The following is a 13,302-nucleotide window of genomic DNA, read 5'->3' as shown; positions in this document are numbered from 1 at the left end:
GGATTTTAAAGTCCCAAAAGCCTTTCGACCCCAATTATTTGACTGCTACCCCTTGACAGGTCAAGACAGTATCTACAGGATGCGTGAAGATACAAGAAGCGATTTCAATCGCCAGTTGCTAAAAAAGGTTTCAGCCTACGGTTTTAAACAGCGGGGTATCTGCTATCTCTGCTAAGAATTGGGCGAATTGTAGATCGAATAATTGAGTTTGATTTCTTTCCTCAACCCAACCTCCACAGTTTGTGGTAGTAATTGAAATGGAGTGAAATATAGCACCTCGGTAAGGACACCACAATGTTGTCTCCCTACTGTGTTGTAAGCAATTTACAATTGCTATATTTATCCTCGTAAATGCTTAACGCTTTGGTTTCTTCAGATCAACAGTTTTCGGCTTAGCCGCCGGAGTTCTCGGATAAAACTTAAACTTATTGAGCGCAGCACTGGCCGATTTAGCCACACCGCTATCTATATCTCGCAAAGCTTTTTGTAGCAGCGGAATCACTTTTTCCGACTTAATCATTGCTAGTGCTTCCACAGCAGCTTCGCGCACCTCCGGGTGAATATCTTGAGCTAATTTTCCCAAGGTTTCTATTGCTCGCTGACCTTCGGATCTCAGAGCATTAGCAGCCGCCATTTTACCTAAAGCAGACGCTGCAAACTTGCGGGTTTCTTTGTCCTGACTTTGAACACATCCCATCAACTGTGGCAGGGAATAGCTTGGTGCTTGTCTGGCAATAGGAAGCTGTTGTTCGACTTCGGGTTGATGTAAATCAATTGATTGTGGTTCGGAAAAATCTGTGTAATTTAACTCTTCAACTTCTGTTTTATTTAACTCAGTTGACACTTCCTGCCAAACTTCTTCTTGTGAGAAACCTTCGGGAAATTCTGTTGAATTTAACTGACTAAACTGCTGATCGGAGACTTCTTGTTGTTGTACATTACTCTCGTACTGCTCTTGCAAAGACCTGATAGTAGCTTGCATCTGAGCTTCGTGGTCTCTCAACTGCTCGTGAGCCGCTTGCAACTGACTCTCGTATTGCTCTTGCAAAGCCTCCATATTTAACTGCATCTCAACCTCGCGGTTCTCATATTCCTCGGCAGTTTGCCTCAAGCGAATTTCGTGTTCATTTTGCAGGTTTTGCAAATGTTGCTCCATCTGAGCTTGATAATTTAGATGCAATTCGTCAGCAACTCTAAGTAAATGATGTTCGTGTTCTGCTTGCAAAGATTGGATATTTTGCTGCATCCTAGCATTGTTAGCGGCTTCTAATTCCTCGCTGATTTGTCGCCGCAGCTCAGGCTCGTGTGCGCTGACAACTTGTTGGAGCTGACTGTCGCGTTCTGCATGAACTTGTTGGAGCTGACTGTCGCGTTCTGCCAAAACTTGTTGGAGCTGATTTTCATATTGAGCCGCAACTTGTTTGAGCTGGTTTTCGTATTGGGTAGTAACTTGTCTGAGTAAATTTTCGTGTTCGATAGTAGCTTTTCTAAGCTGATTTTCCCGTTCTCCTTTCTGAGATTCGACAGCTTGTTGCACCCGAGACATCTGAGCTAATTCTATTTCCTCAGTAATTCTGCGAGTTTGCTGCAAGTATTCTTGTTTTTGCTTGTTTAAGCGCTTTTCTACTAACCAGTAAGCAACTGCTATCCCTGCCAAAAAACCTACGATCGCTCCTATGATACCCACAACTGAGATCCTCCCGACAAAATAGTGATGCTGGACTTTTTACATTTAACCATACAGCCTCCTGTAACCGCCCAGTAGCAACAGCCAGGCTGTCACTGCTAGCCAGTGAACCGCCACCGCAGGCCAGATAGAACCGCTTTGCAGGTATGCGAGGGAGCACGCAACTCCCAAAATTGCCGCCAGTAGCAAAAATACTGGATTCATAAAGCTCGATCGACCAACCGGGTAAAAAGTCAGCGCGTTCAGCGGGTGGTAAACTACAAAAACCGCCAAACTCGCGCATCCCCAATACCACAGCATTAACCCAGAAGCCTTCTCAAACGGGTGCGGCAGCATTAACACCCGGAACAATAATTCCTCGGTGATGCCCGGACTTAACAAACAGCCAAGAAGCACTCCCACAATTGTACGCCGAGAGGTTTGCACGTCTACTTTCAGAAATCCCGACCAAAAACCCACAGAAAGAGCGATCGAAGTGTAAACCAGCGCGAGCATAGCTGCAACCAGCCAATCGGTGAAATCGGGAATAGTTGAAAAAGCCAGGGTGACGCGGCGTATCAGGAATCCCGGCAGCACCATCGCGCTAAAATTTAACATAATCAAACTGATCCTTAAAATTTTCAAACAGATGTTAGCAGTAAGTTGAGCCGTTTATTATGCAAAACCAATCATTGCCGCCCGTCAGAGTCCGCGTTTTTGTTTCGGGATTAGTTCAAGGAGTAGGATTCCGATATTCCACGAGGAATCAAGCAAAGTATTTCGGCCTGGGCGGCTGGGTGAGAAATCTCCCCGATGGGCGCGTCGAGGCTGTCTTTGAAGGCTCCAAAAAAGCTGTGGAAGGAATGATTAGTTGGTGCCGCCGCGGCCCCAGCGGTGCTACGGTTAGTGAGTTGGTTTTGGAATACGAATACCCGGAGGGCGATTCCCTTGGCGATAGCTCCGCAGCGCGTACTTTTGAGATCCGGCGATAACATAATAAAGGGAATAATCTGCGGTTGAAACTGCCACTATACAAATGAAGTCTGCCGTAGGTTAGGCAGACTTCGCCCACGCAGACTAAAGAATGAATCGCATAAAAAGCGCGAATTTCGTATTGCCAATTATCAATGATTAGCAAGTTGACTTAATTTAGCAAACAACTGAGTAACTTTGGTCAAATCTTTATCTCCCGGCGCTATTTCTACGCCACTAGACAGGTCAACACCGCTGAAGTTATTGCAGATCGCACTATCAATTGCATTTAAAATATTATCGGGTGTTAAACCGCCCGCCAGCAGCCAAGGACACGGCGGTCTAAACTCTGATAACATCATCCAGTCGATCGTTTTACCAGTACCGCCCAATTGCCCTGGATGGTAAGCATCCAGCAGTAAAGTATCGACACGAACAGCATAAACAGCAGCGGTGGCTAAAGTTTCAGGAGTCTTAACTCTCAGGGCTTTGATAATTTCAATTCCCGGCAAAAACTCCCGCAGTCGATCGCAATATTCCGCTGTTTCATCTCCATGCAACTGCACCCCGCTTAAATTTGACTCTGCCGCTACTTGACAGATATTTTCTATTGTGGTGTTGGCAAAAACGCCGATGCGATCGACATTTTCCGGCAACTGCTCGACAATCAGGCGAATTGTTTCTGGGCTGACATAGCGGGGGGAAGCCGGCACACAGATAAACCCCAAAGCCTGGGCTCCCAAGCGGGCGATCGCAATTCCTTGGTCTAATTTAGTGATTCCGCAAATTTTAACCCGCACTCCGACTCCTCCCTTCCGAATTTGTATCAAAATATAAACGAATTGTTAACTATTAAAACAAATCTTAGTTTAATGCAAAACGCTTTTTATAATCTTGGAACTCAATATATCTGTGAAATCAGGAGATAAGAACATGATTAACTCATCTTTGTTGTTGGCCGTACAATCTACCGCACCCTCAACACCGGAGTGGTCGCCACTGGTAGGACTGACAATGATTTTATGCAATTTGCTGGCGATCACGATCGGCTACTACGGCATCTCCAAGCAAAACCGAGGCAAGGGCCCAGCTTTACCCGTTGCACTCCCTGGAATGTTCAAAGGCTTCGGCGTACCAGAATTGCTGGCAACAGCCAGCTTCGGCCACTTGCTCGGAGCCGGAGTAATCTTGGGCTTGGGTAACGCCGGAGTTCTGTAAAAATCAGGGGAAAGGCAAAGGCAAGGGGAAGAAAAGATATATAGCAATCCTCGCATCATTTGTGAATTTCTTACTCCCTCCCCGAACCCGCTCTGAGGGTTGGGGTGGGGTAAAAAGTTTACGACTCATTTAGGATTGCTATAATAGAAACTCTTTCTTGCTCTCCTTTCCCAGGAAACTTCATGCAGACAGGTTGGCGAATCGGCTCTTTATTTGGCATCCCCCTAGTTATAGATTATTCGTGGTTTATAATTTTAGCCTTAGCAACCCGCGAATACGCCAGCAGTTATCGCCTGTGGGGGCATGCGCTCTCCTGGAGTGCCGGGTTAGCAATAGCTCTGCTACTGTTTGCTTCGGTGCTCTTGCACGAACTCGGACACAGCTTGGCGGCGATATCGCAAGGCATTAAAGTTAATTCTATTACCTTATTCTTATTTGGCGGAGTAGCTTCGATCAACTCGGAATCAAAAACTCCCGGTCAAGCTTTTCAAGTAGCTATTGCCGGCCCTCTCGTTAGCTTTGCGCTGTTTTTAATCCTCGGTTTGGGTTCTCAAGTTCTTCCCCCGAAAAGTTTGCTAGCAATTGTCACTGAAAGGGTAGCACTAATCAATCTCGTTTTGGGATTATTTAACTTAATTCCCGGTCTGCCTTTGGATGGAGGACAAGTTTTAAAAGCAGCAATTTGGAAAATCACCGGCTCTCGATTTGCAGGCGTTCGCTGGGCGGCAAAAACAGGACAAGTTTTAGGTTGGCTGGCTGTTGCTTTGGGTCTGAGTTTATGCTTTTTAGCGCGGGAGTACGGCGGCTTGTGGATGGCGCTGATCGGCTGGTTTGGTATTCGCAATGCCACTGCTTATAGCAGATTGACTTCACTGCAAGAAGCCTTGGTTAAAATTAAAGCCAGCGATGCGATGAGCCGCGATTTTCGAGTTGTAGATGCAGATTTGACTCTGCGAGAATTTGCCGATCGCTATTTGTTAGAAGTCAATCCGTTTCCATTTTACATTGCTGCGACCAACGGCCGCGATTTGGGCTTAGTGTCGATCGACGATATCCGCTTCACAGAACGCAGTCAGTGGCAAGTTCAGACTTTGCACAACATTTTGAAACCCCTGGGAAAAACCCCCACAGTCTCGGAAAAAGCATCCATCGCAGAAGTAATTAACAGCATGGAAGCCCGTCAACTCCCCCGAATCATCGTCCTCTCGCCGATTGGTTCAGTAGCGGGGACAATCGATCGGGGCGACGTGGTTAAAGTTTTGGCAACATACCTCAAACCCCAGATTTCAATCGCCGACATCAAGCGCAGCAAAGAAGAAAACAGCTATCCGCAGGGATTGCAATTAAGTGCGATCGCGAAAACCGCACAAGAAAACTAAAAATTGGGCATCGGTAAGGGGCATCAGCGATAAGTTAAGATGTAGCAAACTTTGTCAATGAGGGTTAAAACAAAAAATTTTATGCCCAAATTCTTTAATAGAATTTATCAGAAATTGGCAGATGGACGTGGAAAACACTTAACTTATTTCTTCCCCTTCCCTGACTGGCAGCCTCTTGCTATTATCTGGATTGTCGTGACCGGAACTCTATTGGGAGTGCGGCATTTAGGCGGGTTGCAGCCACTAGAATTAAATGCTTACGACCTCATGGTGCAGTTGCGGCCAGATCGGGGCCCTGACCCCAGGTTGCTGATAGTTGAAGTCACGGATCGGGACATTAGTGCTTTAAACAGATGGCCAATTTCCGATCGCGTTTTAGCAAAAGCGATCGCCGAAATAGCGCGTTTGGAACCCACAGCTATTGGCCTGGATATAATTCGTGATATTCCCTACGAACCGGGGAGTGCAGAATTAGCCACTCAACTGAAAAACCCCAAAGTCTTTCCCATTACCTTCATCGGCTCCTTAAAGTACGATCGAGTGCAGGCACCTCCCAACATACCCGACCAGCGGGTAGGATTTAACGATTTGTATCTCGATCCAGATGGTATAGTGCGTCGTAATGTGATGTCTATTGGCGATGGTAAAAACACGTTTTATTCATTTCCCTCCAGGCTGGCTTTTGCATATTTTGATAGCAAAAAAATAGAATCTAAAGGTACAGAAAACAATGAATTTTTAGTAGATAAAACAGTATTTTCAAAGTTGCGCTCAAACTCAGGAGGTTATCAAAACATTCCTGCCCAAGGCTATCAAATATTGCTCAATTACCGCTCTCCTAAAAAGATAGCAGAAACCGTGACCATAACTCAAGTTTTGGAGGGCAAAGTTGACCACAAACTTGTAAAAGGTAAAATAGTCTTAATCGGGGTGACAGCCCCAACTGTAAAAGATATTTTTTCTACCCCTTACAGCGCTACTAAAAACGGTAATATCCCGACGCCTGGGGTATTAATTCATGCAACTGCCACCAGCCAAATTCTCAGTGCAGTTTTAGACGGCCAAGGGCTATTTTGGTATTGGGACGAAGGGCAAGAAATTCTCTGGATCGGTGTGTGGAGTGCAGTGGGCGGCTGTTTAGCTTGGCGGCTAGAAAAATCGCTGAATTTGATGGGAAGTGCGATCGTAGCTTGCGGCTCATTATTCGGATTCACCTTTTTCCTCTTCCTACAACAGGGGTGGATACCTCTAATTGCTCCAGCCCTTGCCCTTTTAATCACCGCAGGAGTCGCAGTTACCTATAAATACGAGCAGTCGAGACAACAGCAAGGGATTGTGATGAAATTATTAGGACAACAAACTTCACCCGCGATCGCAAATGCCTTGTGGAAAGAGCGCGTCCATCTGCTCGAATCAGGGTTATTGCCAGGTCAAAAAGTTACTGCTACGATCGTCCTCACCGACGTGCAGGGTTTTAGTACAATCTCCGAAAAACTACCACCAGAAGTGGTAATGAGTTGGTTAAATGAGTATTTATCAGCAATGGCCCAAGAAGTCCAAGCACATCAAGGCGTGATTAATAAATTTACCGGAGATGGAATGCTGGCAGTATTTGGCGTACCCATTCCCCGCACCACTGCAGAAGAAATTGCAGAAGATGCTCGCCTTGCCGTATCTTGCGCTTTAGCCATCAGTTCCCGCTTGCCAGAAATGAATCAAAATTGGCTCACACGCGGTTTACCGACCGTAAAAATGCGAGTAGGTATCTTTACAGGGCCTGTTATGGTGGGTAGTCTGGGAGGCACAACTCGTTTAGAATATGGAGTTATCGGCGACAGCGTAAATATTGCCTCTCGCCTGGAAAGCTGCGAAAAGGATCGGCAAGAGGACACTTGCCGGATATTGATTGCAGAAGAAACATTTCTGCATTTGGCAGACAAATTTGAGGTAGAATCTTGGGGAGCTTTACCGTTAAGAGGCAGGGAACAAAAAGTTAATGTCTACCGGATTTTGGGAAGGAAAAAGAAATAAAAAGAGAGAATCTCTCCCTACAAATTCATGGAGTTAATGTGAAAACAATTACTAAGTTTCTGATCAATCTGATATCAGTTGGCTCAATAGTATCGATCGCCACACTTAACATTTCTCAATTTCCAGTTGTGGGACAGCCCAACATAAACACACCTGACCGCCCACCCAACCCTATACCCGGAGGGCCGCGCTTCATTCAGCCTACTGAAGATATAGATGACCGGCCCCCCACTCAACCGGGACGGCCTGTGCGCGGTGGCTGCGCCAGCATTAGTCAGCTAGGTCTCACAGCCTTAGTGCCTACAAATAAGATGGGACGGACTGTTTCCGACTATCCAACGTTCTTTTTCTACTTGCCTCAAACAGAGGCCGAATCAGCAGAATTTATCCTACAAGATCAAAGCGGCAAGGAGATTTATAAACAGGCTCTCACAATTAGCAATTTATCAGGGGTAATCGGCGTTAGTATCCCCGCTAACCAAAATGTGCCGCCCTTGGAAGTAGGCAAAAGTTACACTTGGAATTTTACAGTGATTTGCGACTCTCAAGACCGATCGGCAGATCAGATCGAAAGCGGTACTGTACGGCGAGTTGAACTCAGTGCAGATATCCGCCGTCAATTAGATCAGGCAGATCCGCGCCAGAAAACCGTTATTTATGCTGAAAATGGGATTTGGCAAGATGCCCTCAGCACCCTAGCTGCCGCTCGTCGCGATCAGCCTAATGATACAACGTTCAAGGCTGATTGGGAAAGCTTGCTGGATTCTGTGAAATTGGGCGAAGTTGCCAAAGAGCCGATCGTTCAAACTCAGCCACAGCCATAAGCTATACTGCATTTAAATTTAACTTTTTTGGCGTTATAGCAACGGGCCAGAAGACTTTTAACTACCAGCAGGGAAGTCCCGGGCGTATATTTAGAGGGGATTAATCAGAGCGCTCGGCCCCGTACCCCGTTGGGAATTACGCCCGCGTGATGAAAGGCTCGTCGGGTTTCGGTACCGAAACCGACAATTATTCTTTTATACCCCAAGATGCTCGGGAAATACTCTGATACTATATTAGCAAGTGGGGGTGGAACTACCTCACTATAAAAAGCATGAGAAAAAAAAGGAAAAAGAAGCCTGCGGTCTAACTGTACTCAGTTGACCGTCAGGTTTGTTCACTAAAAAGAAGTGTACAAGTTTTTAACTTGTATCAGTAACAGCCAAGATGGTCGTTCCACAACAAATAATTTTTATTGTGGAACGGCCATCTTGGCTGTTCCCAAAAGGCGGTATACCCCACAATAATTATCCCAGAAAGCTCTTGTGGAACGGCCATCTTGGCTGTTCCGAAAAGGTGGCAGTAAACCCCGCCCCCAAATATGGAGGTTAAATGTGAAACAGCTTATTACTGGTTAATTCCAAAATATCCTGCCATTCCCGATCCGAAAGGGGCTGCACCTCCAACTCCATCCCAAAACAGCCACAAGCCGCCCCACTCAAAACATCAATTACAGTGGCAATCAAATCATCTCCCCCTTCAGATAGAGGTAATTGCACAGGAATTAATTGCTCCCCAAACACTTGAGAAAATAATTTAACATCCGGCTGCAAACGCATCGAACCATGCTGCAAAATAGCATCACCCCGTCGCAATTGCGCGCTACCAATTAACTTGCAGCCATCAGCGGTAACTAAATCCGCACCCGTCGCAGTACCAAAACAATTCGGATTGTGAATATAACCCCTTCCAGCTTCCCCATAGTGCAAATCCAAACCCATCGCCCTCCAACCCTCAATCAAAAACTCGCAAATAGTCTGATAAGCTTTCATACGGCTGCTTCCAAACCCCGACGCCACAACTGCATAAGTTAAATCCCCTTGATGCAGCACGGCGCGCCCGCCGCTGGGCCTCCTCACCAAATCCACAGGCATTCCCCGCCAAGACAACTGCTGCCAAAACTCCGGCCATCGGCGCTGGTGGTAGCCCAAGGAAATCGCCGTCGGTTGCCAAGTGTAAAATCGCAGAGTTGGCGGAAGTTTGCCCGCTAGATGCTGTTCCAGTAGCCATTGGTCGATCGCCATCTGCACGCTACCAGACACCGACAACAGTGGAATTAAACGCCATACAGAATTAGCCATCAGTCGCGAGTCCTTAGTTTCTACTCAATAATTCGCAGAATGTTTTAAAATTAGTAACAGTTTTTTGGGCCTGTCTTCTAAGTTGGTGCAAGTTTCACGCCCGCCGGTGCTTTAGAAATAAATAGAAAAAATAATCGCAGAACCATGAGCAACAGTGTAATTGTCATTAACGACGAAAAATTTGAAACAGAAGTCCTGAAAGCTGAGCAACCAGTGCTTGCCTATTTTTGGGCTACTTGGTGCGGGCCTTGCAAACTGATCGCGCCTTCGATAGACTGGGTTGCGGCCAACTACAGCGATCGGCTGAAAGTGGTTAAAATGGAAATTGACCCCAATCCTAATACTGTCAAGCAGTATAAAGTAGAAGGAGTCCCAGCTCTCCGGCTGTTTAAAAATGCCGAAGTAGTGCTGTCTCACGAGGGAGCCATTACTAAACAAACTTTGGTCGGTTTGCTCGACGCTCACTTATAAAGTTTGGAAATGATTCGGGAGTTTCCAACTCCCAACTTACAACTATAGAAATCGCAAATATTTTTTCAACATCTCTCTTTTATCCTCAATATTCCTATCTGGCTCTGCGCCCTCTGCGCTCTCTGCGGTTAGTAAAAAAAAATAATTTAGCTAATATAAAAATAGTCATTAAAATCTCCCAAAAATATAGAAAATATGCAATTTGCTAAACGTTTAGAACCACTGCAATTTAATGTATTTGCCGATATGGATCGGGCAAAAACTCAAGCTAGAGCAGCGGGACAAAATGTGATTGACTTGTCTCTGGGCTCTTCGGATTTGCCGGCGGCTGCTCATATTACAGATGCGATCGCACATTCTCTGTCCGACACCAGCACTCACGGCTATTTGCTATTTAACGGCACAAGAGATTTTCGGGAAGCAGCAGCTATTTGGTACGAGCAAAAATTTGGGATTGCAGTCAATCCAGAAACAGAAGTGCTGCCCTTAATTGGTTCCCAAGAAGGCACAGCGCATATGCCTTTAGCTGTACTCAACCCTGGAGATTTTGCTTTGTTGCTCGATCCGGGCTATCCTTCCCACGCGGGCGGTGTGCATTTGGCCGGCGGTCAAATTTATCCGATGCCGATATTAGCAGAAAATGCGTTTTTGCCGATATTTGAAGATATTCCGACAGCAGTGCTGGCTGAGTCGAAGATGATGGTTTTGAGCTATCCTCACAATCCTACAACTGCGATCGCCCCGGTTGCTTTTTTTGAGAAAGCCGTGGCTTTTTGTCGGGAACATCGGCTGGTTTTAGTTCACGATTTCCCTTATGTAGATTTGGTATTTGACGATTCCGTAGGGGCGGTGCCCCCGTGCCCGCCCTCTGGGATCGAGGAAAACCGCAAATTGATGGCACCGTCAATATTTCAGGCGGATCGAGATAAGAGTGTGGCGATCGAGTTTTTTACACTATCCAAATCCTACAGTATGGGAGGTTTTCGAGTCGGATATGCGATCGGCAATGCCGAACTAATTGCAGCCCTGCGACAGGTAAAAGCAGCAGTGGACTTCAACCAATACCGAGGGATTTTAAACGGAGCGATCTCCGCATTAACCGGCCCTCAAGATACCGTCAAAAGCAGCGTAGAAACCTTCAGAAAACGGCGGGATGCCTTTGTAAACGCGCTTAGCGGCATCGGCTGGCAAGTACCCGTACCCCCCGCCACCATGTACGTCTGGGCGAAACTGCCGGAACCTTGGGCCCAAGATTCCGTGAAATTTTGCACTCAGCTAGTACAGAGTACAGGAGTCGCAGCTTCCCCTGGTGCCGGTTTCGGGAAATCAGGAGAAGGCTACGTGCGATTTGCCTTAGTCGAGTCGCCAGCAATTTTGGAAACAGCAGTTAGAAAAATTGCTGAGTTTCTAAATTGAGTACACGCCTACGGCGAGCGCCGTAGGTGTGTCAACTTAAGCTTTTAGTCCGCCAGTCCTCCCGCTCACCCGGCACTTTTCCCCAGGGAATGATCTTCCACAGGGCTTATAGCTAAAGCCCTCTCAAAGAGGACTGAAAAACTCATTAGGATCGCGAATTAAATAACTTACAATTTTAATTGTTATTGTGGGATGGGCGTCCCGCCCGTCCAAAAAGGACGGGCGGGACGCCCATCCCACTTTCAAGAGTGGAAGTTATTTAATTCTCATTCCTTAGTCGTCTTCAGACGACTTTAGCTTTGAGGCAGGGGTTTCAACCCCTGTCGGACTGTCGGACTATCGGTTGCACGTTAAGTTGACACCTACGGGCACGGCGCTTTCCCTACAGGGGTTAAAACCCCTGCCGGACTGGGGTTTTGACGTTTTTGGGCACAGGAAGAAGGGCACGGCGTCTAAGCGCTTACCCGTAGCTTAAGATGGATGCAATGGCTAAAATAGTGTGATTTCTACCTAAAGGAATAGATATTTGCACGCAGTATCTGTCACAATTTCTTTTAAGAAATGTTAACGTGAGACATCTTGGGAATTACCAGTTCCGCTCACCCACTCTAAAAATCCTTGAAGTGAATTCTGTCGGGGTAGCGATTGTTCCGTAGCCGCGAGCGCACACCCGAAAAAGACCACACTGCCCAAAATAGCAATCAGCGGAAAAGGCTTACCCAGTCCAAAGTCCCGCTGAAGGCGAGCTAAGGGTCTGCTCTCGCGCCTGAGCATCTTTCCTACCGTCAGTTGTTTGAGACTAAAAGGATCGCGCACAAAATGACCGCTCCAGCTAATTACCATATGAGAATGGCAGTGGGGACAAGTGAATAGTCCACTGACCATCCCGACTGGGCCTACGACGCTGGAACGGTTGCAGATCGGGCAAGTGACAGAATGAGTGTTATAGGTGGGAGCGTTCATAACTGTTTTTCTTGAGTAAAAAAAACTAACAAGTAATTGGGAGCCTGTGTTAACGCCAAAGGTATAGACCTTGAGAGGCACTTTTCCTTAATTCCTAGTTTACCGCTCCGATCGGGTCGATCGGAGCTCACTGCTTGGGAAAACCTTCAAATTGCCAATCCCGCAGCGAGTGCAAGTCGGGAGCACAGGTGAGATTATATTGCAAAGGAGTTACGGTTATTCTGTTGTCGCGAATAGCTTGTACGTCTGTAGGAATATCATGTGGCACCGCCGAATCGGCGATTTCTTCTACATCTTCTAACAATTCGCCAGCCAGCCAATAATAAGTTTTGCCGCGCGGATCTGTGCGCTTTTGAAATATGTCGAAATAGCGGCGAATGCCTTGACGGGCGATCGCAACTCCGGTAATTTCTGCTTGTGTGACTGCCGGTATGTTGACATTCAACAGCATCGGTTTCGCCATTGGCTGTTTTTCCAACTGTGACAGCAAGCTGACAGCAAAATCCACCGCCGGCCCAAATTCCTGCGAAGTAAAGCTCGCGAGGCTGAAAGCAATGCTGGGAATGCCTTCCATAATTCCTTCCATTGCTGCCGAAACCGTACCCGAACAGATGATATCCGTGCCTAAATTGGGCCCGTGATTGATACCGGAAAGGACAAAATCCGGCGGTTTGTCAAGTAAAGCCCACAAAGCAAGTTTCACGCAGTCGGCGGGAGTACCCGAACAGGCCCAAGCTTGGACTCCTGGCTCAAAAATAGATTCGACAATTTCGGCGCGGATGGGTTGGTGCAGGGTGAGGCCGTGGCCGGTAGCGGAGCGCTCTCTGTCGGGACAAACTACACTCACATCGTGGCCAGCGGCGGCGAGAGCGTTGGCGAGGCTACGGATGCCTTGTGCAAAGATGCCGTCGTCGTTGCTAATTAAAAGTTTCATTGAAATTTTTATAGGCCTTATAGCAATCTTAAACTAGATTCAACTACGGCGATCGCTCTAACATCGAATTACCTATTACAAATTATCCGTAACTGCCGAAAATCTAAAATCTAAAATCTAAAATCAACA

13 protein-coding genes are annotated in these 13,302 nt (G+C 46.8%); 7 read left to right on the top strand and 6 right to left on the bottom strand.

Annotated elements, in window-relative coordinates:
* Positions 1 to 355: 355 nt before the first annotated feature.
* Complete coding sequence (locus tag QUB08_RS10195; RefSeq protein WP_333224634.1) at positions 356 to 1,687, bottom strand: HEAT repeat domain-containing protein; 1,332 nt, start codon at positions 1,685 to 1,687, stop codon at positions 356 to 358.
* A 45-nt stretch (positions 1,688 to 1,732) separates the two neighbouring features.
* Complete coding sequence (locus QUB08_RS10190) at positions 1,733 to 2,284, bottom strand: CPBP family glutamic-type intramembrane protease (protein ID WP_333224633.1); 552 nt, start codon at positions 2,282 to 2,284, stop codon at positions 1,733 to 1,735.
* A 59-nt stretch (positions 2,285 to 2,343) separates the two neighbouring features.
* Between QUB08_RS10190 and QUB08_RS10185 the strand changes: the two genes are divergently transcribed.
* On the top strand, positions 2,344 to 2,658 hold the full coding sequence (locus tag QUB08_RS10185; RefSeq protein ID WP_333224632.1) for an acylphosphatase: 315 nt from the start codon (positions 2,344 to 2,346) through the stop codon (positions 2,656 to 2,658).
* Positions 2,659 to 2,790: 132 nt separating this feature from the next.
* On the opposite strand, the gene QUB08_RS10180 is transcribed toward QUB08_RS10185, so the two are convergent.
* The gene (locus QUB08_RS10180; protein WP_333224631.1) at positions 2,791 to 3,438 is read right to left on the bottom strand and encodes a phosphoribosylanthranilate isomerase; all 648 of its coding nucleotides are present in this window, start codon (positions 3,436 to 3,438) and stop codon (positions 2,791 to 2,793) included.
* Positions 3,439 to 3,571: 133 nt separating this feature from the next.
* Between QUB08_RS10180 and psaK the strand changes: the two genes are divergently transcribed.
* The 4 genes from psaK to QUB08_RS10160 all read left to right on the top strand — a co-directional run bounded on the left by psaK (position 3,572) and on the right by QUB08_RS10160 (position 8,090).
* Positions 3,572 to 3,856: a photosystem I reaction center subunit PsaK gene (psaK, locus tag QUB08_RS10175; protein ID WP_333070476.1), complete on the top strand. Its 285-nt coding sequence runs from the start codon at positions 3,572 to 3,574 to the stop codon at positions 3,854 to 3,856.
* Between the two features lie 182 nt (positions 3,857 to 4,038).
* Entirely contained in the window at positions 4,039 to 5,235 is a 1,197-nt protein-coding gene (locus tag QUB08_RS10170; RefSeq protein WP_333224630.1) for a site-2 protease family protein, read from the top strand.
* Between the two features lie 81 nt (positions 5,236 to 5,316).
* Positions 5,317 to 7,266 (top strand): adenylate/guanylate cyclase domain-containing protein, encoded by a 1,950-nt coding sequence (locus QUB08_RS10165; RefSeq protein WP_333224629.1) that lies wholly within the window; start codon positions 5,317 to 5,319, stop codon positions 7,264 to 7,266.
* 38 nt (positions 7,267 to 7,304) lie between these two features.
* Positions 7,305 to 8,090 (top strand): DUF928 domain-containing protein, encoded by a 786-nt coding sequence (locus QUB08_RS10160; RefSeq protein ID WP_333224628.1) that lies wholly within the window; start codon positions 7,305 to 7,307, stop codon positions 8,088 to 8,090.
* A 546-nt stretch (positions 8,091 to 8,636) separates the two neighbouring features.
* Here QUB08_RS10160 and QUB08_RS10155 read toward each other — a convergent pair.
* Positions 8,637 to 9,389, bottom strand: coding sequence for a biotin/lipoate A/B protein ligase family protein (locus QUB08_RS10155; RefSeq protein WP_333224627.1), 753 nt, complete (start codon positions 9,387 to 9,389; stop codon positions 8,637 to 8,639).
* 144 nt (positions 9,390 to 9,533) lie between these two features.
* On the opposite strand from QUB08_RS10155, the gene QUB08_RS10150 reads away from it, so the two are divergent.
* Positions 9,534 to 9,860, top strand: a complete 327-nt coding sequence (locus QUB08_RS10150; RefSeq protein ID WP_190740071.1) for a thioredoxin domain-containing protein — start codon at positions 9,534 to 9,536, stop codon at positions 9,858 to 9,860.
* Between the two features lie 195 nt (positions 9,861 to 10,055).
* Positions 10,056 to 11,276 (top strand): LL-diaminopimelate aminotransferase, encoded by a 1,221-nt coding sequence (locus tag QUB08_RS10145; protein WP_333224626.1) that lies wholly within the window; start codon positions 10,056 to 10,058, stop codon positions 11,274 to 11,276.
* A 564-nt stretch (positions 11,277 to 11,840) separates the two neighbouring features.
* Here QUB08_RS10145 and QUB08_RS10140 read toward each other — a convergent pair.
* Positions 11,841 to 12,239 carry a hypothetical protein gene (locus QUB08_RS10140; protein ID WP_333070462.1) on the bottom strand — a complete coding sequence of 133 codons (399 nt, stop codon included), beginning with the start codon at positions 12,237 to 12,239 and terminating at the stop codon, positions 11,841 to 11,843.
* Positions 12,240 to 12,366: 127 nt separating this feature from the next.
* On the bottom strand, positions 12,367 to 13,173 hold the full coding sequence (gene surE / locus QUB08_RS10135; RefSeq protein ID WP_333224625.1) for a 5'/3'-nucleotidase SurE: 807 nt from the start codon (positions 13,171 to 13,173) through the stop codon (positions 12,367 to 12,369).
* Between the last annotated feature and the right edge of the window lie 129 nt (positions 13,174 to 13,302).

The sequence above is a fragment of the Microcoleus sp. BR0-C5 genome, from assembly GCF_036705045.1.
Lineage (GTDB): Bacteria > Cyanobacteriota > Cyanobacteriia > Cyanobacteriales > Microcoleaceae > Microcoleus.
This window is presented reverse-complemented; position numbering and strand designations above follow the sequence as displayed.